Below are 18,752 nucleotides of genomic sequence, written 5' to 3' on the forward strand. Positions count from 1 at the left end.
CGTCTTGTCCCCGGGGAGATACGGTGTGATCAACCTGAATCAAGGGGTGAAAACGAGTGGTACTGGTAGGTTGCTTTTCTGCATCGAGGAGGGGCTTTACCGGTGGTGATCATTACGGTTCACCGACCAGCTCGCCAGCCGGTAAGGGAGGCGCAGGAATAACAAAGTTAAATGGAAGTGTTGTTGACAGCGTTGTCTTTTTCGTTATTGTGGACCCTGCAATCACTGGTGCCATAACAAATAGAAAAGGACTCCCATGCTTTGCGCCATCCCCTCCCTGAATAAGACCAAGCTAAGAATTTCAGTCTTTTCCCTGGCCTTGGGATTGACGATCGCCCTGACGGGTTGCGGTGGGCACGACAATCCGGAACGGGGTTCGGCCCGGCAGATTGCCGAAGATTTCTCGGTGCAGTTGGAAGTGCTCACCAACTACCAGGCGACCGGCGACGAACTTGCAGAGCGTTGCAAGCGCGAAGGCGGTAGCGGGGCAATTTGCTCGACCTACCGGATATCGCTGACCAACGCCGGCGAGGCCGCTTTGGCACCGGGTGCTTTGGAATGGAGTCTCTACTTCCACAGTGTGCGCCGTACCCTGGCGCTGATGAACCGTGACGATTTGCGCCTGGAGCATGTCAAGGGAGATCTGCACCGTTTGGTACCTCTGGCCCATTTCCCGGGGCTGGCACAAGGGGAGACGCTGCAGCTGGATTTTCTCGCCGAGTACTGGTTCCAGTTCGAATCCGACTTTATGCCGCGCCTGTTTACCGTCGATGCGAACGGACAGGCACAGGTTATCCAATCCACCGACTCCAATAGCATTGCCGAACTGGTTCTGCCGATTGAGAAAAACCACTCCGATAATTGGAAGCGGGCATCCACGGATGCCAATGTCCTGGCGACCGCAACCAGTCGGTTTGAGGAATTCTCCCGGCGTGGTGTTCAGGAAGGTGATCAGTGGCAGTCCCGTATTATCCCCAAGCCCCTGAAGCTCGAAAGTCGTGGTATTGCTGTTGATATCAGTGCGGGTCTTTCTGTAGATGGGGGGGCGTTATCGACGGCGACCCTCAACGTTATAAAGCAGCGTCTGGATGCCTTTGGCCTCGTTGGTGAAGGCGCCGGAGCCTATCCCGTATCAGTGGTGATCGATACAAAGCTGTCTGCGAATACTGCAGAATCTTACCGGCTTGAGGTGGGTGAGACAGGCGCTTTGGTAACCGCCGCGAACCAGTCGGGCGCCTTCTATGGACTTCAGTCATTACTTGGCCTGATCAATGTACGCGCCGGCACGCTGATGACAGCCCGGGTTGAGGATGCGCCGCGTTTCCCCCATCGCGGGCTCTTTCTCGATGTAGGCCGTAACTTCCATACCAAACCGCTGGTGCTCAAGCTGCTCGACCAGATGGCGGCTTATAAACTCAACCGTTTCCACGTCCACCTGTCTGAAGACGAAGGCTGGCGCCTGGAAGTGCCCGGTCTGCCAGAACTCACTGAGATTGGTTCTCACCGCTGTTTCGACCTGGAGGAGAACCAGTGTCTGTTACCTCAGTTGGGCTCTGGCCCTAATACGGATAACAATGGCAGCGGCCATTTCAGTGTCGAGGACTATATCGAGATTGTTCGCTATGCCGGTGAGCGTCATATCGAGGTGATCCCCGAGTTCGATATGCCCGCCCATGCCCGGGCTGCGGTTGTGTCGATGGAGGCGCGTTATCGCCGACTGGTGGAATCAGATCCGGAAGCGGCTGCGCGCTACCGACTGATTGATGCAGAAGACAACAGCCGTTTCCTGTCGGTCCAGTTCTACGACGACAGCTACGTTAACCCCTGCATCGACTCCACTTACCAGTTTGTGGGCAAAGTGATATCTGAGGTGCAGGCGATGCACGAGCGCGCAGGCTATCCGCTGCAAAGCTGGCATTTCGGTGGCGATGAGGCCGTCAATATTTTCGCCGGTGACAGCTTTGAAGATGCGCCAGGGCAGGACCCCGCCAAAGGAGATGTTGACGCTGGTGCTCGCAAGCAGCCGTGGTCGGGCTCCCCTCAGTGCCAGAAGCTGGTTGCCAGTGGCGCGGTTGCGGACATCTCGGAGCTGGGTAGCTACTACGCGCGCCGTGTTGCCTCTCTGGTCCATGATACCGGGATTCCCACGCTCGGCGCATGGAATGACGGTGTTAAAGCTGTAAAAGATGCCAGCGAGGAACTCGCGACAGAAAACAACTATGTCAACTCCTGGGCCCCGCTGTTCTGGGGTGGTGGTGATGAAAGCTCGCATTTCGCCGCCGTCGGATTTGACGTGGTGCAGTCTCACTCCGACTTTCTGTACTTCGATATGCCTTACGAGGTCGATCCGAAGGAGCTTGGTTACTATTGGGCGTCACGCCATACCGACACACGTAAGACCTTCAGTTACGCCCCCCTGGTCACGGCCCAACTGGCAGAAGTATCTACTGATCGCGATGGCAATGCCTGGTCGGCGAAAGCGGCAGATGAAAGCTTTGCCAACAGCGTACGCGGTATACAAGGTAATCTGTGGAGCGAAGTGGTGCGCACCGATGCGCAGGTGGAATATATGATATTCCCGCGGCTGCTGGCCCTGGCCGAGCGGGCGTGGCACCAGGCGTCCTGGGAGTTGGATGCGGTCCCGGGGCAGGAGTTTTCTGCTGAGAGTGGTCTCGTTGATGTTGCCGCTTTGGAGGCGGACTGGAGAGGATTTGCTGCCGCGGTGGGGCACAAAGAGCTACTCAAGCTGGATCTTACCGGGGTAGGGTATCGCATCCCGGTGCCTGGGGCGTTGAATGATGAAGGATATCTAAAAGTTGCCCAGGCCCTCCCAGGGCTGGTCACCGAATACTATGATGGTGAATCCTGGCGCCCCATCACATCCGAGACACCAGCAGAGAAAGTAGATGCCATTCGAGCGCTTAGCGCCGATGGCCGCCGCGCCAGTCGCGCTGTATCTTTCAGTGTTGTGGAAGAGACACTGTAATCTTCCAACTCTTGGGCCTCAGCACGGGGCCCTTCCTTCTTACGCTGTTTGAGTTGCTTTTCCAATTTCCGAATTTTTGCAAGTGCATTCCTTGGCTCAAGACTGTTCTGATGCAGATTATTTTTGTAGGTCCGACCGGTTTACTCTTTTTCACTTTCGACTTTTCATCCTACTTACCGTCATTAAACTCCTTGCGCCAGCGATAGATCAGGACCGGATGTATATCTAATGCCTCGGAAATATAGGTGACTTGGATATAATTATGATTTGCCAACCTAACGAGTACCTATTTGAACTCAGATGTGTATTGGAAATAGTTTCTTCTTTAAGTTTGCCTCATAAGGACCCCCTTTAGTGGATACTAAATTTACTGTCCACTAAAGCGTTGTAAGTTCAAAGCATGGCAGGATTGCAGGCCGGGTCGTGTTGCAAGCCTTTTGTTAGGTAACGGTACATGAGTGAGCCGCTTTAACCTGAAGGCTATTATCCTGATTGGCCCATATACGCGTAAACCTGAAATCTCCGTTAGTTGGATTGCCATCATATGTTCCACATATTTGTACTCGAGCGGTAACTACAGCAGTATTGCCCAGTATTTTTATACTATTTTCTGAAATATTGATTGACTCTATATCAAGTCTTCCTGATTCATGTGCCGATAAATCGTCTCTTTTGGTAAGCAATTGGCCGAGGTGGTTTGTAAAAACTAAATCATCAGCGAGAAGCGCTGATAATGCATTTAAATCAGAATCCAACATCGCATTCCGTAGCTTTGTTTCTGCTTCTTGTACTGCTTTACCAAGCTCTGTATTCATGTGTAAAACTCCAGTTTTTTCCTATCGCCGTGCTCTGCGGTTATTTGGGAGCGCCAGCGAGTAAATCTTCTGTAGCAGCACCTTGTTATAACTCACTTACTAAGTACTGCTTAATCGATGACGCCATGACAACTAACTCAACAGAGACCCCGCTAGAAAACTCAAACTTTAGAGCATCAGAATAGCCTTGATTATTCCTCATTTCCCAAGCCCAAGTTAGCTTATTCCCTATGCATTTGTGAAACACTGTAGGGGAAGTCCTTTCAGCCAATAAAGAGCCTTCCTCGAAACTCTTTAGACAGATTTCATCCGTGTCATCGATTACACAGAATACACAACTCGAGTGCTCAAACCTCAGCAATATCTGCGTTATTTCGCCAGGCAGTTCTTGGGGCCCATATGATGAAACCTCTTCAAGTATTCCGGCCGACTCGACTAACTCTGAAAGTTTCACATCCACCCTCGAGAGTTATAACGCCACCAGCATGGGTCGAAATGGAACAGAGAAGCTGCGGAGTGTAGGTCCAGCCAGCTTTGTTGGCGAGCGCGCTTGACTTTGTTAAGTTTTTGGTTAGCTCTATATAACATCAGGGTTGTTACCTATTTGCATACACACTGTAGGGAATTTTTTAGCTTTGAACTCAAATACTGCGAGACCATCCTCTGCCAACCAAGGCTCAACTACCTGATTTTCTGGAACCTTACTAACTGTATACTCCAGGCCGTACTTACCAAGGGCTTTGAGTGCCGGTTGCCACAACCCCTCACAATTTTCTGAATCAATGGGGAATTCGCTATTGTACTCTGAGTTAAAAAGTCGCTCGCGCCATGTAGGATCTTGACTAAGATCAATAATCGCTAACTCCAACCAACGCCTATGGATTTTCTTCAGTACTCTAGGCTTTCTCTTCATGTGAAACTTAATGCCTTTTGCATGTGGCCGAATATGAAGTCCGGGTTTTGTGCGAGTATGTAGTCGCATAAAGTTCAAGCGGAGTTTTTGGGTCCATGCTACTAAACTTGTTAAATCCTGTTCATAATATACGATGATTTATGGATATCAATACGCTTCACTACAGCAGTCAATCCGACAGCACTAAGACAATCCGAGTCACTTGTAGAAACACTAACTTTTTTCCAGCCATATAAGCTGCAAGAGCAATTGAAAGCAATGATTTTCCGCCTTCAGTTTTTGAATCAAAAGCTAAAACTCCAGTGCCCGTTGAACATGAATTGATTGCAGAATCCCCCCGACCAGTAGAGGACCATAATATTGTTGTCCCAGTATCTGTAGTGGCGATACGATCTAAGCTAGCATTTTGATAATTACTCGCTAAAGATTGTTGTGGAATTGTTAACAACAATGTAAAGAGCGAAATATGTTTCATAAGTATTTCATAATTATTACGACTAAAGATTTAACGTCTCAATAACCCGCAGCTGGAGCGCAGTGAAGCGGAATGTAAGTTGTCGGGTGCCGAAGGCGCGTAGTTAATTGATTTTTTAAATATAACCACACTGCACTAATGATAAGTGGAGCCATTATTACCGCTTGGATTTACCTTGCTCAGCTTTAGCTTCAGGTGTATCAGTCACTCCTTTATTCATTGTTTCTCCCTTCGCATAACGCCGTAATCGACTGCGCAAAAAGTGCGTAAAGTTGGCTGCCTGCTGCATTTCCTTGATATACTGGTTTTCTTGCGTCAAGTTAATCACTGACAATACCAATTGAAAAGACGAAAAATAATATTGCTAGAGAGCCAACAAGAATCCATTGCCCATACACAGTAAACAGAATCATACCAAGAAACAAGAAAATAGTTATTAAAGTTGATCCGAGATCATTAAGAACCTTCTTTCGCTTCAGTCTTTTGATCTTGGATTTTAATTCCTTTTCCTGCAACAGCTCTACGTTATTTTTCAAATATTATTCTCTCTAAATGTATAACGCCGCGCTCAGCCGCCGCAAACTTTGGCCGCTTTATACACAAAAATAGGGGCGAGGCGACCGCGTATAGAGTGCATAAAGTTAGACGTCGGTCTGTAGCGATTTGTTACGCTTTATTTTACCAAGCTAGCCTTCCCCGCTTCTACACTCCATAGGCCGGTAGAGGTACTTACATAAATTGGCTTTCCATGATGAAGGCTCAAAAACACATGAAATTCAGTTGGCACGTTCGAAATAAAGTGTGTAGAGAAGGGGATGCTATCCCCCTCAGCATGAACCAATAAGCATGTTTTTGTGGATGGGGACACATCCACAATATCATTTGTACCTAGTTTGAATCTGAATTTCAAGTGACGACCAAATTGAACACCGGAATCATTCTCTGGGCTTAACACAAAATATATATTTTCAGTTTCAAACTTATCATCTATTACAGATACAGCCTTGTACTTTCCGTCACACACAAGATCTATAGACATATCTAAAAGATCTTGCTCTCTACTCGTGTAGGGCAAGCTTCCATCTTCCGAACGGATAGCATCATATAGCTTTTTGCCTAAGTATTCTGAGTGCGCAATCTGAAACGCTGCATCTATGTCATTTTTTACAGACGTAGTTTTGCATCCAGAAATAGCCAGAATAGCAAAAATTATCGATATTATTTTTTTCATTGTTATTTTCCCTGATTGAAGTATAACGCTATGGGTATTGGGCGGACCGCGCGAAGCGTGGATCGTCCGGTGGAAGCCATGTTGTGGCTGGAACGAACATCATCCACTTGTTGCTTAGCGACACTTTAAACCAATCCTAACCACTCTGTTTGTCCCTCTGTATCGGGTACTTGAACACCTCTGGCCTGAGATATGAGTGATAGCGCTTCTTGTGAAGTGAGGCCCGATCTTACCAGTACCGCACCGGCAATAATGCCAGTGCGACCGATGCCTGCTCGACAATGAATTACGACATGTTTACCTAATGAAATCTCATGTAGAAGTTGATCAGCTAGTTCTATCGCATCTTTTGTAACTGGAAGACCTCGATCGGGTATAGGAAAAGAAACATACTCTATCGAATTCTTTTGGCAAAGTTCTTCTTCTGATTCCAATCCAACTTCACGCTGCTCGAATAATTCTAGAAGGCTCACAATTTTATCAATGCCTAGACGAGCAAGTCCTTGGAATTCGTCTTCGATCCATTCGCCAGAAACAGGCTTTGCCATGACTGACAAAGCACCATTTCCAATATCTTTTACTTTATATGTGGTGGGTAGCATAATTTCCTTGAGGTACGTAACGCCCGCGGCAGCGGCGGATTACCTTATACGTTTATTGCGCGAAAATGGGAGTGGAGGGACCAGCATAAAGCGTGCATAAGGTAAGCCGTCCCGCGGAGGCCCGAAGGGCTGTAGATTTATGGCCTGTACCTATTATATTTCTCAGGGACATACTGGTAGTGTCCGGTTATTTTGAACTCAAATAGCATATCCTCAAGCTCAGGACCGCGCCCAATATTGTGGACAATCATAGGATTTCCAGATTCAGAATGAATAGTATCGGTGACTATACCTATATGAGGTAAGTTACCTGGCAACATCCAAGTTACTATATTTCCTGGTTTGTAGTCATTTGCCGAGTTTGAAACTGCAAGCTCTTTGCCATTTCTTTTAAAGAATGCCTGTAAATTAGGAACCCTGCGATGATCGATATTCTTATCTGGCTTGTTTAGGCCCCAAATTCTATTCGACGGATAAGAGCTAAAATGAGAGCGCATATCTTCATGGACCAAAACCTGAAGGTCCACTCCTAATCTTCTGTAGGATCGAATAACTACATCAGTGCATACGCCTATATTCTCTGGAACGTCCCCTCCAGGGTATGGGATTGAAATATAACGACCATCATATGTGACCGCTTTCTTTATTCTTTCATGGGCGGCTTCAACAAAATCCGTTTCAAATGTGGCGCCGCTTGCGGAGCAAGAGACGAAAAACAAAGCTATCAGAATTTTTCTTTGCATCTTAGCTTCCTAAAGATATAACGTTGCCAATAGGGGCAGCCAGAGCGTTTGCGTGCGAAGCGCGCCGCGTAGACTGCCCAGCCCAGCCCTGAAGGGGATGGGCAAGCCAGTTTGGTTTTGTTAAATAGCTGGCCTACAAACATGTCCCCACCTGTTCTATTGTAGATTTAGCAACTACCCCTTTAGAGTCCGCCTTGAATGTGATGATATAGTGCCATTTACTACAGACAATACCTTCAGTCTCACCAAAGTCTACAATCGTTAATGTATTTTCAGAAGAGTTAAAAATAGGCTCAAACACTTTGTATTTTACCATTAGATAACCAATTTCCAGCCTACGTGACTCGATAGATTCTATTTCTGCCTTCCAGTATTCAACTCTTCTTGGCCCTTCATTACCTAACTCACAAGAGTAAAGAAAAACAACCATTATCAGGGTGCATAAATATTTCATAGGCTATTTAGTGTCTGCCGAAAAAGCGAGCAACTTGTTGCGAGTCCAAAGCGCGAAGCGCGTATTTGCACCGGCGCTTGTTAGTTGCTTTTTTTTAGCCGAAATATATCATCCAGAACAGACTCCCCATGGACAGTAGGTGCTAATTTATACTGCCAATTGCGATCTCTTGAATATGAGTTTGACCAATTCCAAGGATCATTAATGAACTCTACCAAGTCAGACCCATCCAAAGTCCTTGTATTTTCTGGTGAATACGGAACCTTCGAGTCCGGCTTTAGCTGATACAGAGCCAGCAAGCCTTTCGAATTTAGAGAAATTAAAAGTTCAATAGCCAGCTCAAATTTAGCTACTAGGCTCATTTCAAGATTATCAGAATGAATCTCAGAGATAAACTCAGGAAGCGACTTTCCAAAATCGGTTAACTCTACTAACAAGCATTTTTCTTGATCTGACAAATTGATAGCTTTTTCTCCTTGGGCAACTAACGCTTTTAGCACCTGCACCGTAGGCGCTTAAACTTGTTAAGTTATTGTGCATGCTAAGTCCTTTGCCACTGCTAACCTAACTTGATTACTTTTACTTAGCCCGTGCATGTAGGATTTTAATTCGCTTCTCTCCACTATTGGCGGTTTGGAGTTGTCGTACTTGGCGATCTCTACATCAACTAGGTAAGAGCCACTTATTAACACTGTGTATAAATCTTCGAGCTGCTCTGGTATCCAGTGAAGAACATACGCTGTTTTAGTGTTATGGCCTTTGGCAGTCAATACCTTCCGAAGTTTTGAGTCAGGCTCTTGGATTGCGTCGTTGGATCGTATCAACTCTTTGCGAAAGTCACTTTTCATTTTACTTCCAATTAGCGTCATCTACTCGATGCCTCGTGAAACATAACGCCCGCAGCATACTGCCAGCGTTTGTTAAAGGGACTTGGCACACCATTGTGTTACAGCCACTTTAGCGTCAACCTCAGGTTCATTAACCTTTTCTCCAGAGCTAGCAGCGCACTCATTGCTACCACACGTATAGCCAACAGCACGATCTACTTCCCCATATTCTTGAATTAGGCCAACAACTGAGTTGTTACGAAGATAAAAACGATTCTTATACGTTCCAGTTGGTACCGCGATAGGAACTGGCACTACCCCTATAAATGCTCCAGCACCCGCCCATGAGGTTCCATCTTTATAAATGAGTACTTTGCATTGCTCAAATTGATCTACAGAATCAGGACTACCCCAATGCTCAACAATTTCAACCTCTGAATAAGGCGAAGCTCTCTTTTCGAAAGAGAATTGATTTCTCTCTTTCCCTAAGCTGAATTCTGTTCTCGCCCATTCGTTTTTCCCATAAGTACCAACAGCCAAACCAACACAGCCAGATACTATGCTTAGAGAAACTAATACGAAAATAGATCTGATCATTGATTTACCTTTAATGCCTTTGGCTGCAGTGCAAGAAGTGTATCTGGGCCGCAATGCGGCCGCACTGCCTAAATTTGTTAAGCTTTGGACCATATTGGATTTTTGATTCGTCCATAACTAAAGAGAGCAAAATATCCTGGAAGTGACATAATATAACCAATAGCTATAGAGATGTGAAATTCACTTTCAGACATACCCATTCTTAAATCAACCTCGGATATAAACATGTAAATAATCCCATAAATAAAATATAGAACTAAAAACATCATCCAGAACTTTGGAAAGAGTATTTGTTTAAGAAAGCAGTAACCGAACAATCCGACAGTTGCAATAACTAAGCTAAAAAGACTTAGGTATTCAGGAATACCTGAATTCTCCGCTACAATATAAGAATAAGAACCAAGAAACGACAAAACCGTAATTAAGAAGAAGTATATCTTCCACCAAATCGACCTTTGCAATTCGCTGCTCTCATCTAAATCTACGCTCGGCGGAGTGTACGGGTTTTCTAACATTAGTTTTTCCTTTAGATAAATTAGCTTAACGCTTTTTAGTAGGCGCGCCGATTTTTGGCGTCACCTGCTTGAACTTATTAAGAGCTACTTGGCACATACTCATGCCAAAGCAACTCGAATTGTTTTTTTATATTGTTTTTCCCCGAAATCCATCTTGGGAGTTTATTTCTTCAAAAGGCAGTACGACTTCAGTGCCATAACCTCGTATGGAGGCTTTCTGTTGATCCGAAAGCAAAGCCAACCGAACCATCATGAAAGAACTCCAATTTCCTTGCTTCGTAGTCATCTATGCCAATTTCAGACACAAACCTTGTAGGTTCATCATTGAAATAATGCTTCCATTCTAAGTCTATATATCTCATAAGATCTTAACGCCTGCAGCACAGGCGGAGCGTCAGCGACATCCAGCCACCTTGCTGGCGATTGTGCCTGCGTTTGTTATGCATTTTTCTGAAGACGAACATGGACAGAGACTTTATCTTCCAAAATACGGACAAGCACTGGGTCCATCCGGTCATAGTTATCAGGTATTGCCAGGCAAACTAGCTTCTTACCCTTTAGTAAATCCTTAAACTTTTTCATTACCTTATTGCGGTGAGACTTCTCCATAACGAAGATTATGTCAGCCCACTCAATAAGATCGCCGCTAATAGTTGTTTCTGCATCTTTATTTGTGCCGCAACCAATAGCATTGATGCCATCATACTGAGAAAAGACTTCTTCTCCAGTTGGGCTTCTCAATCTATTCTCGCTGCAAACGAATAGCAAATTCATTGAACCTTACCCATTGGTGAATAACGCCGCCGGTAGGGGCAGCTTACCTTGTGCACATTTAGCGCAGGTCGCTGTGCTCCCATTTTTGCGCAAAATGTGCACAAGGTAAGCTGTCTCGCGGAGGGCCGCAGGCCCAGAGCAAATTGCCCGGCTTTGTTAAGGGCGCTCACTGGCTAATAGCTCCAGTAGCTTCGCATTGTATGCCTGAGCAAAGTATTTATTGTATTCATGGCTGCCTATGCCTAGCGCAAAATTTTTATAGTGGAGCCCGGTGCCACAAATAAGGAAAGTATTGGGCGCAAAATCCTGTAGGCTACCCTTGAGAGCCGACTCCGAAATCCCTGGGACTTTGTACCCTTCGCCGGGAATGTAAACTTCAACAAATTGCTTGTGATCCTGACGATAGTCACTAAGGGCCTCTTCAAAACCACGGTTAGCAGACGCTATAGGATCATTCGCTATTGCGATCAATTCATTACTTTTCGATATTTCGACCCAAACCCACGAAACTAGTCCAGCTAATAGAGTCACACCTAAGAAAAATACGTTTTTTATGGTGTTGTTCATTCTGCCCCTTAACGCTTTGCTCAGCCGCCGCCGGAATGGAGTCGCTTTTTGCTAGCGTAGCGTACAACACAAAGCGAGCGGAGTGTAGATGGTCGGATGTAGTAACTTGTTAAAAGCTTATCGGGACCAGTAACCCAAAATATGGTATTTTCCTGACTCTTCAGGTTTTAAGCGAATGCCGAGAGTTCTAAAGCCAGGGCAGATAATCAGAGCACGATTGCTAGCGCTACCATCGCCTATTGGTTGTTTGGCATCACCTTCTAGAATGTTGAGGGCGCATGATGAGGCAATACTTCGCCGCTTATTGAATTCTGCCTGTGTGCTGTTGCCGACGTGAACGAAGCTATCTGTACTCCCAAACTCTAATAGAGATCTGACGGTTGTTGAAAGTGCCTGATCTGATGAGGCACTAGAAGATAGAGTAAACAAAATAAATGCTGCGATAGTTTTCATAACTTTTGACGCCTCAATAACCCGCAGCTGGAATGCAGCGAAGTGGAATGTAAGCTGTCGGGCGCCGAAGGCGCGTAGTTAATTGGTTTGTTAAATGTAAGGCCACACTGCACCTATGATAAGTAGAACTATTGTTGCCACTTGGATTTTATTGGCTTTACTGTGCTCAGCATTGGCTTCAGGTGTATCAGTCACTCCTTCTTGATGATCGAACCCTCCTTCATCAAGATCTTCGTTGAAGATGATGAGGCCATTAATCAAAACAGCGATCATTACCAGTAACATTGCTGTTAGCCAGTAAAATCCCGTGAAGTACTGGATGCCCAAACCAATTAGAAGACAAAAAGTAATCATTACTGCTGCGGACTTTAGGTCAATACCATTCATCTTCGAGTACATCTAACGCCCGCGTAATCGGCTGGACACGCGAAGCGTGACCAGTCCGGTGGAAGCCCGCAGAGCTGGAATGAAGTTCACGCGCTTATTATGCGCTTTACGTGTCATACTCACCACTATCCCATGGCTCAAAAAATGCCATGTAGTTACCAGGCAGTAACTCTACTGACCAAATATCATCTTCGTCCTCAGGCTCTATAGCAATTAACCCGAATTTAGTTCCATTCAACTCTACAGAAAAAGGCTTAACTTCAATTCTCTCTAAACTTATATTTCCGAGGCTTTCTAATTTAGATGAATACTTTGCCTTTGCTTCATCTACTGAGAACGAACTTCTGGGGCCTAAAGGCTCAATATCTGAATCTACTAAATTACCCAAAGCATCAAATTTGAATAACGCAATATATTCAGCGATACCAGGCTCAAAAGGAGTTGTGAGGAAGAACTGTAACCCGTCTTTGGTAGTTCCGATATGCTGAGCATGATAATTATCATGATCTATTGCGATTAGCTCTGGTTTTCCATTCATGTCTTTGTAACTCTTCTGACACATAACACCGTAAGCAAAGTCGCGCGGTAGCGCGTCCAGTGGAGCGCAGCGGAACGATTTCACCTTGCCTTTTTATACGTTTACAGATCTTCTTCACTTATTTTCAATAACCTACGGCTATCTCCTAACCAGACCTCTGTGCCAGGATGCATTCTGATCTCACCGTTATTTTCATTGTTGAACGAGAAATTTAATTCCCCGCTAAATGTAACACCACTAATTTGGATATTGTTAAGTTCATCTCGCAGATAGACATCTGCGGTGCACACACGGCAATCGACGATCGGTGCATCTTTAACAATCCAAACTTTACCGTCAGGAACGACATAGCCTTGCTCTTTACTCAAGGTTAATTCTGCACCGAATGCAGAACTAGAAAGTAGGATTAGAGGGATAATAGTTCTCATATCTCAATTACGTATAACGCCCGCATTTGGGGCAGCCGAAACGCAGTGTAGGCTGTCCTAGCCGCGATAACGGCGAACAACACACGCTTGTTATGTGCATGTACGTACCACCTGATTATTAAAGGTAAGTTCATTGGCATTTAAAGTACAGTTAGTAACCCATCTTGGTCTTGGGTGATATGGAACACATGCAGGCACATCCGCGACAACCCCTTTATTGTCGCCAGAGGTGGCCTCGACAACCACACGTAGAAACGGGCCATATGACCCATTGCTGTTACGAAAGATACCTTGCACTTTAAATTGTGTGCCAGCAACAAAGGATACTCCCGTTTTTTCCATTGGCCCTATTTGAACTCTATCCGATGAAGTAATCAATCTAGAGCTTGCGTATATGCTTTCTCTGCCTTCCCAAAGTTTATGAGGTTCAACCAACTCTAAACATTGCCCAATCAGAGAACTCTCCTGTGGTACAGCTACACATGAAGAAAGTAGAAAAAATATGGGAATAATTAATAGGTACTTCATAGTATCTTTAGCACATAACGTTGTCAGCAAGGGCAGCCGAAGCGGAGCGTAGACTGTCCAGCCCAGCAACCGGCTGGGCGTTGATTGTATTGTTAGGCATTTAAGAAAACCATTCTTTTGACTCTTTTGCATTTAACAGTAGAAACACGAAAAGAAAACACACTGCCCCCCCTATACCCGTGTATATAGAATATACCCTCTAAAGGGGTATAAATACTCATACCTGCAACCAATAATGCCAGAATTAGAAATGTATTCTTCGGATTGTCACTTCTAGTTCGGATTGAGCTTGAAACCCAATATAGAATTCCGGCCCAAACCGGGATAAATAGATAGTTATATATATCGTAGGGCCCTTCCTCCGAGGCATAGGTCAGCTCTTCAATTAGAAAGATTATAAAGCTAAGCACAATAAACCCAAATGCAAAATATATTGTTTTTGGCATCACTTTCGTATCTGTACTTAAATCTGATTCTGGAATTTTGTATGGATCCATGATTTATGCCTAACGCCCACAGCAGGGACGGCTTACCTTATGCACGTTTTGCGCGAAAATGGGAGCGAAGTCACCGCGCAAAACGTGCATAAGGTAAGACGTCCCGCGGAGGCCCGAAGGGCCGGAGCCTCGCTGCCTGTGATTGTTAGCTTTGATCTACACTCTTTAGCTTAACTCGCGCACCTAGCTTCCTAGCAATACCAGTGAGCACAGAGTCAAAGGGATTTTCATACTGAATAAAACGAACCCCATGCTCAGTAAAATGAAAGCGAACTTTCCCGTCGTAAGGAAATCGCTCTAAGTTCATAGAGCTTGGAACCCAGTAACCAGATCCCGGAATCTCAATTTCTAGAAACTCTTTTGTAAATGGGTTTTGCTGAATCAGTTTATCGGTAACTAGAAAGTTCGGCTCTCCACTCGCAACTTCACGCCATTCATCAACCGATATCCTCTCCCCATCCCTTTCTATGATGCAATGCTTCATTGCCTACTCTTAAAGCTAACGCCCAGTTATACGGCTGCTATCAATTCAATTTATCACCACAAAATGGACAGTAATAAACTACCACCATACTAAAATATGTGAACTCTCTAATGTACTCAGATTCGCCAATCTCAACCTCTTTAGCATCGGCAAAATTGAACTTCTGAAATTGCCAAGTATCCTGCGCTTCGTCCTCGCACGCTACACAATGAACAAACCTGTATTCGTTAGGGAAGGGGTTTTCATCACATGTATGTTCGCGATCGTACTCGCTATCGGTTTCCTTACCTAACTCTTTTAGATCCATTTATGTCCACTATTCGCGTATAACGCCCCGCACAGGGGCAGACAAATAAGCGCAGCGCTTTGGCTGTCCCAGCGACCAGCGACCAGCGACCAGCGGCCAGCGGGAGCGATTGCTGCGGCTTGTTACACACGCCTTAGCTCTCTTAGTGAAAATCCCAAACCAAATATTGCTAGTGTATAAATAGCTAAAAGTGAAAGCCCTAACTTTAGATTGGTTTCTTCCACAGATTCTGTCCATTCACCTTCATATGACCTGCGAATTGTAACAATTTTACTGGCGCTAGAAACACTTATAAATTGTTTCTGATCATAGGTATTACTGTAATCACATTCTCCATTGATACAGGAGTAGCTGCCAGAACCAAATCCGATCTGAAGCAGTTTAGAGTTTGGAAGGTAATTTCTTGCTCTCTCTAAGTGCTCTAAACTTGGATTCAAGTACCCACTCACAACAGAGTATATCGGCAAAAAAACAAGCACTAGGCATGGTATTAATACAAAAAATACTACAACTAACTTTCGATTAAGCACTAATTCTCCTTGCCGTGTAACGCCTGCCGTAGAAGCTGACAAAATGGGTGCTTGTTTTGCAGCTTTTTGCAAAACAAGTGACCGTTTTGGCAGTCGGTTGCCGGCACTTGTTAGCACTTTGCATTAAAATTCCTTACTAAAGTCAGGAATACCCAACTCAGCCTTTATTTTTAGAAACTGCACCTCGGAAAATGGCCCCTGTGTAATCTCATCGAGGTTTAGATAGGTGCTATCTTTACTTTTCTCTATGTAAAAGTAGGATATATCTTCAGAACCAATAACTCCTTGCTTTGCTACGACAAATTTGTCATTGCTACCAACCGCTATCACTTCTGAGTCTGCTCTTCCGATTGTATCAGGACCACCATTGATCCTACGGGCCAATGTGACATTGTTTTCCGTATCGATCCAATGAATCTCATATGGGTGGTCACTCCAGAGAACACCAGAATCACATGAACACAAAGTGACCAAGAAAAATACAATTAGTGCTCGATTCATATTGAGTGCTAACGCCCCGCACAGGGGCCGACAAATAAGCGCAGCGTTTTGGCGGTCCCAGCGACCGATGGGAGTAGTTGCTGCGGCTTGTTATGTGAACGCGCAATATGCATTTACCGCTCACTCTCAATCTCTTTCATTTGCTTTTTGTAGCTGCGCCTTTCCCGCTCAGAGTTTTTATATGAGTACTTTTTCCCAAGCTCTTGAGTGTCGGGATCATTCTCGTTCAGCATACGATGCATCTCACGAGCCGACTTTCCGCCATAAACTCCTTTTACGGTTTGATGGATACTTCTACTCATATTCGATGGTTCCTAGTACACATAACGCCCGCAATAGGGGCGACCTATGCTATACACATTTTGTGCGAAACAGGGAGCGCAGCGAATGCAAAAAATGTGCATAGCGTTGGGCGTCCCGCGGAGGCCCGCAGCTTACTGCTTGCGCTTGTTAGCCATTTCTTGGAGCTGCGCCAGCCCTTGTTTACCGATATCACCGAGCGAGCGAGTGTTTGAACAAGAACTAATTTCTGGAATCGAACCAGTTTTCCCAAAAACTACATACTTGTACCCTACCACCATGTGAGACGCACACATATCTTCTGAAAACAATGTATTTTTGACATTTTTTGTATCTGCTACGCCCTTAATTTTCTCTAGTATAACTAATTCGTTTGTGACTACGCCATTGTCACCAAGCGTTGATGACTGAACCTGACCGAGATAAACATAGTCAGACTCCAAATATCTCTTTCCAAGAGGAGTATCTACGCAGTAGCAGCCGAACGCTAACTGAGATATAAACAGCGTTAAAAGTAATATAAAGATCTTCATTCTAAGACGACCTTATGGTTAACGCCCGCCGCACAGGCGAGTAACTTGTTGCAAGTCCACAGCGCGAAGCGCGCATTTGTGCCGGCGCCTGTTATAAGTAATTTCAATCATTCAGACCGGTACCCATATTATCTTCTAGCGCCTCTCCGACTTGGTGGAGTCCAACCACAGTAGTATTCTCGGCCGCCCAATGGAGATTGCCAATTATTTCCCGAATCGCTTTTCTGTCCATATTCAGGCTTAACTGCGCTTCGAGAGACTGCAAATCTCTGGAAAGCTGCATGCAAGAAGTCACGACTACGTCGAGCTTCCTTTTTAGTTCTTCAGGTTCCATTTTTATATTACTTATAATGCCGCTATATGTTGTGCTCAAAGCGTAGCTTTATTTTAGCGTATAATGCGCGAAGTGCATGCCAAAATGAAGCGAAATTTTTAGCATCACGCTTGATAGCTTTGTTATGTTTATTGCCAATTAAAACTACGGAATATTTTTAACACGCCAATAATTATTAAACTAAAAACCACTGGAAATAATAGAAAATACGCTGTTCTATCTACTCCAACATTCCAAAACCATAGTAAGATACACCCTGCGCAATATAAGCATGCAACCAAATCCCATACGCTTATTTCTGATGGATCACGAAATCCATTTGTAAAAACACCAAAAGACAAGCGGACACCTGCAACTAGGTAAGCTGTAGCTAGCGTATAGAATATTGCGGCTTCATAACCTTTCTCGTACCACGTAATGAGATACAGAAGAGGGAGAGAAATTACATGGAACAGGTTAATATTTTTCATATACTCGTTTAAACATAACGTTGCCAGCAAAGGAGGCCGAAGCGGAGCGCAGGCTGTCCAGCCCAGCCCTGAAGGGGGTGGGCGAGCTTGACTGGCCTAGTTATAGCTGGCGCGCTTGGAGCCGACTATTAGCACTTTGTCAGCCACGGCTTGGCTGGCCGCTGCCCAATATTTACGAGGAATGAGTACCGCACTTTCCTCAACCAATTCATATCTTACTGGCACTCCACGAAATTGCAGCGGAATGCCCGTTTCTGCCGCACCTAAGCAAACTCTCCAGGAGAGAAACTGCTTAAATATAATTCAGTAAAAATAGCTCAATACTGGGTGCTACTTAGTGGAACTAAAGCTTCAGTTGCCAAAAAAAATCAATAAAATCGACCGTCACAATAACGCCCAAAGCAGCGGGCGCTTTAGCGGTCCGACTGCCTTTGCTTGTTAACCCTTTCATCCTTCAATGCACTTTCATAAGCTGAAATCCAGATCTGCTTTTCTAAATTCGCCATATAATGTTTTTGAAACTCATCTATCCCGCTAATCCAGGCGTGAATTCTTAGAGGTGCTTTGGCTGTAGTCTTAATAGTAAACCACATCGATACCGGCGAATACGTTATCTCTTCTATTTCGCTCCACTCATATTCTCTGAGCCCTCTCCATCCTGACGTTCCTGCAATGCCACCGGATTTCAGGGTGATCTTTACTGTAAAAAATTCAATATAAAAATAAGCTGTAAAGAGAAAAGCTGCCGAGAATAGCCAAATAACTGCTCGCGCATCTGACTCTGTCTTTATTGGAACGAAGATAAGAGCAAGAAATAAACCACCTATATATAGATATAATGGAAAGGACGAGACCGGCACCTCTAATTGAATTCGCATACGTAAGAAGAACATCCCCATTCTCCATAGAAACGGGCTTGGCATTCTTTGAGGCTCCAAGCATCAGCGCAAGTACAAAACCCGC

The 18,752-nt window shown here is 45.0% G+C and carries 30 protein-coding genes; 1 reads left to right on the forward strand and 29 read right to left on the reverse strand.

The features are described from left to right. The first annotated feature begins 256 nt into the window (after positions 1-256). Positions 257-2,986: a family 20 glycosylhydrolase gene (locus ACJJI7_RS12515; protein ID WP_444902020.1), complete on the forward strand. Its 2,730-nt coding sequence runs from the start codon at positions 257-259 to the stop codon at positions 2,984-2,986. A gap of 440 nt (positions 2,987-3,426) precedes the next feature. Here the strand turns inward: ACJJI7_RS12515 and ACJJI7_RS12520 are convergent, their stop codons facing one another. The 29 genes from ACJJI7_RS12520 to ACJJI7_RS12660 all read right to left on the reverse strand — a co-directional run bounded on the left by ACJJI7_RS12520 (position 3,427) and on the right by ACJJI7_RS12660 (position 18,712). Next, complete coding sequence (locus tag ACJJI7_RS12520) at positions 3,427-3,801, reverse strand: nuclear transport factor 2 family protein (RefSeq protein ID WP_020412355.1); 375 nt, start codon at positions 3,799-3,801, stop codon at positions 3,427-3,429. 85 nt (positions 3,802-3,886) lie between these two features. After that, positions 3,887-4,261: a DUF6334 family protein gene (locus tag ACJJI7_RS12525; RefSeq protein WP_353374891.1), complete on the reverse strand. Its 375-nt coding sequence runs from the start codon at positions 4,259-4,261 to the stop codon at positions 3,887-3,889. Positions 4,262-4,378: 117 nt separating this feature from the next. Continuing rightward, on the reverse strand, positions 4,379-4,714 hold the full coding sequence (locus ACJJI7_RS12530) for a hypothetical protein (protein ID WP_353374892.1): 336 nt from the start codon (positions 4,712-4,714) through the stop codon (positions 4,379-4,381). A gap of 169 nt (positions 4,715-4,883) precedes the next feature. Continuing rightward, positions 4,884-5,189: a hypothetical protein gene (locus ACJJI7_RS12535; RefSeq protein ID WP_444902018.1), complete on the reverse strand. Its 306-nt coding sequence runs from the start codon at positions 5,187-5,189 to the stop codon at positions 4,884-4,886. A 157-nt stretch (positions 5,190-5,346) separates the two neighbouring features. Further along, on the reverse strand, positions 5,347-5,517 hold the full coding sequence (locus tag ACJJI7_RS12540) for a hypothetical protein (RefSeq protein ID WP_444902017.1): 171 nt from the start codon (positions 5,515-5,517) through the stop codon (positions 5,347-5,349). A gap of 345 nt (positions 5,518-5,862) precedes the next feature. Next, positions 5,863-6,420: a hypothetical protein gene (locus ACJJI7_RS12545; RefSeq protein WP_353374895.1), complete on the reverse strand. Its 558-nt coding sequence runs from the start codon at positions 6,418-6,420 to the stop codon at positions 5,863-5,865. A gap of 125 nt (positions 6,421-6,545) precedes the next feature. Continuing rightward, positions 6,546-7,022 carry a protein-tyrosine phosphatase family protein gene (locus tag ACJJI7_RS12550; RefSeq protein ID WP_020412361.1) on the reverse strand — a complete coding sequence of 159 codons (477 nt, stop codon included), beginning with the start codon at positions 7,020-7,022 and terminating at the stop codon, positions 6,546-6,548. A 137-nt stretch (positions 7,023-7,159) separates the two neighbouring features. Next, positions 7,160-7,765, reverse strand: a complete 606-nt coding sequence (locus tag ACJJI7_RS12555) for a DUF1287 domain-containing protein (protein WP_020412362.1) — start codon at positions 7,763-7,765, stop codon at positions 7,160-7,162. A gap of 133 nt (positions 7,766-7,898) precedes the next feature. Continuing rightward, positions 7,899-8,219 carry a hypothetical protein gene (locus ACJJI7_RS12560; RefSeq protein WP_026304972.1) on the reverse strand — a complete coding sequence of 107 codons (321 nt, stop codon included), beginning with the start codon at positions 8,217-8,219 and terminating at the stop codon, positions 7,899-7,901. Positions 8,220-8,299: 80 nt separating this feature from the next. Continuing rightward, positions 8,300-8,725, reverse strand: a complete 426-nt coding sequence (locus ACJJI7_RS12565; protein ID WP_444902016.1) for a hypothetical protein — start codon at positions 8,723-8,725, stop codon at positions 8,300-8,302. A gap of 414 nt (positions 8,726-9,139) precedes the next feature. Beyond that, positions 9,140-9,643 (reverse strand): hypothetical protein, encoded by a 504-nt coding sequence (locus tag ACJJI7_RS12570; protein WP_444902014.1) that lies wholly within the window; start codon positions 9,641-9,643, stop codon positions 9,140-9,142. 77 nt (positions 9,644-9,720) lie between these two features. Beyond that, positions 9,721-10,158, reverse strand: coding sequence for a hypothetical protein (locus tag ACJJI7_RS12575; RefSeq protein WP_020412367.1), 438 nt, complete (start codon positions 10,156-10,158; stop codon positions 9,721-9,723). Positions 10,159-10,346: 188 nt separating this feature from the next. Next, the gene (locus tag ACJJI7_RS12580) at positions 10,347-10,520 is read right to left on the reverse strand and encodes a DUF6881 domain-containing protein (RefSeq protein WP_444902013.1); all 174 of its coding nucleotides are present in this window, start codon (positions 10,518-10,520) and stop codon (positions 10,347-10,349) included. Between the two features lie 76 nt (positions 10,521-10,596). Continuing rightward, entirely contained in the window at positions 10,597-10,932 is a 336-nt protein-coding gene (locus ACJJI7_RS12585) for a low molecular weight protein tyrosine phosphatase family protein (RefSeq protein WP_020412368.1), read from the reverse strand. A 156-nt stretch (positions 10,933-11,088) separates the two neighbouring features. Then, on the reverse strand, positions 11,089-11,499 hold the full coding sequence (locus ACJJI7_RS12590; RefSeq protein ID WP_444902012.1) for a hypothetical protein: 411 nt from the start codon (positions 11,497-11,499) through the stop codon (positions 11,089-11,091). 117 nt (positions 11,500-11,616) lie between these two features. After that, positions 11,617-11,952 (reverse strand): hypothetical protein, encoded by a 336-nt coding sequence (locus ACJJI7_RS12595; protein WP_157533389.1) that lies wholly within the window; start codon positions 11,950-11,952, stop codon positions 11,617-11,619. 90 nt (positions 11,953-12,042) lie between these two features. Then, the gene (locus ACJJI7_RS12600) at positions 12,043-12,339 is read right to left on the reverse strand and encodes a hypothetical protein (protein WP_157533390.1); all 297 of its coding nucleotides are present in this window, start codon (positions 12,337-12,339) and stop codon (positions 12,043-12,045) included. 106 nt (positions 12,340-12,445) lie between these two features. Further along, complete coding sequence (locus ACJJI7_RS12605; protein ID WP_020412371.1) at positions 12,446-12,877, reverse strand: hypothetical protein; 432 nt, start codon at positions 12,875-12,877, stop codon at positions 12,446-12,448. Positions 12,878-12,978: 101 nt separating this feature from the next. Beyond that, positions 12,979-13,305, reverse strand: a complete 327-nt coding sequence (locus tag ACJJI7_RS12610; protein ID WP_444902011.1) for a hypothetical protein — start codon at positions 13,303-13,305, stop codon at positions 12,979-12,981. Positions 13,306-13,925: 620 nt separating this feature from the next. Then, positions 13,926-14,330, reverse strand: a complete 405-nt coding sequence (locus tag ACJJI7_RS12615) for a hypothetical protein (RefSeq protein ID WP_444902010.1) — start codon at positions 14,328-14,330, stop codon at positions 13,926-13,928. Between the two features lie 145 nt (positions 14,331-14,475). Continuing rightward, entirely contained in the window at positions 14,476-14,814 is a 339-nt protein-coding gene (locus ACJJI7_RS12620; protein WP_444902009.1) for a hypothetical protein, read from the reverse strand. A gap of 40 nt (positions 14,815-14,854) precedes the next feature. Then, on the reverse strand, positions 14,855-15,121 hold the full coding sequence (locus ACJJI7_RS12625; protein WP_353374906.1) for a hypothetical protein: 267 nt from the start codon (positions 15,119-15,121) through the stop codon (positions 14,855-14,857). Positions 15,122-15,243: 122 nt separating this feature from the next. Continuing rightward, positions 15,244-15,768, reverse strand: coding sequence for a hypothetical protein (locus ACJJI7_RS12630; RefSeq protein ID WP_444902008.1), 525 nt, complete (start codon positions 15,766-15,768; stop codon positions 15,244-15,246). Positions 15,769-15,774: 6 nt separating this feature from the next. Next, positions 15,775-16,152: a hypothetical protein gene (locus tag ACJJI7_RS12635; protein ID WP_353374908.1), complete on the reverse strand. Its 378-nt coding sequence runs from the start codon at positions 16,150-16,152 to the stop codon at positions 15,775-15,777. A 113-nt stretch (positions 16,153-16,265) separates the two neighbouring features. Further along, positions 16,266-16,454 (reverse strand): hypothetical protein, encoded by a 189-nt coding sequence (locus ACJJI7_RS12640; RefSeq protein WP_353374909.1) that lies wholly within the window; start codon positions 16,452-16,454, stop codon positions 16,266-16,268. Positions 16,455-16,586: 132 nt separating this feature from the next. After that, complete coding sequence (locus ACJJI7_RS12645; RefSeq protein ID WP_353374910.1) at positions 16,587-16,985, reverse strand: hypothetical protein; 399 nt, start codon at positions 16,983-16,985, stop codon at positions 16,587-16,589. 103 nt (positions 16,986-17,088) lie between these two features. Beyond that, entirely contained in the window at positions 17,089-17,319 is a 231-nt protein-coding gene (locus tag ACJJI7_RS12650) for a hypothetical protein (RefSeq protein ID WP_353374911.1), read from the reverse strand. A gap of 128 nt (positions 17,320-17,447) precedes the next feature. Continuing rightward, the gene (locus tag ACJJI7_RS12655) at positions 17,448-17,789 is read right to left on the reverse strand and encodes a hypothetical protein (protein ID WP_444945461.1); all 342 of its coding nucleotides are present in this window, start codon (positions 17,787-17,789) and stop codon (positions 17,448-17,450) included. Between the two features lie 413 nt (positions 17,790-18,202). Further along, positions 18,203-18,712 carry a hypothetical protein gene (locus ACJJI7_RS12660; RefSeq protein WP_444902007.1) on the reverse strand — a complete coding sequence of 170 codons (510 nt, stop codon included), beginning with the start codon at positions 18,710-18,712 and terminating at the stop codon, positions 18,203-18,205. Positions 18,713-18,752: the final 40 nt, after the last annotated feature.

This window comes from Microbulbifer variabilis (assembly GCF_056232115.1).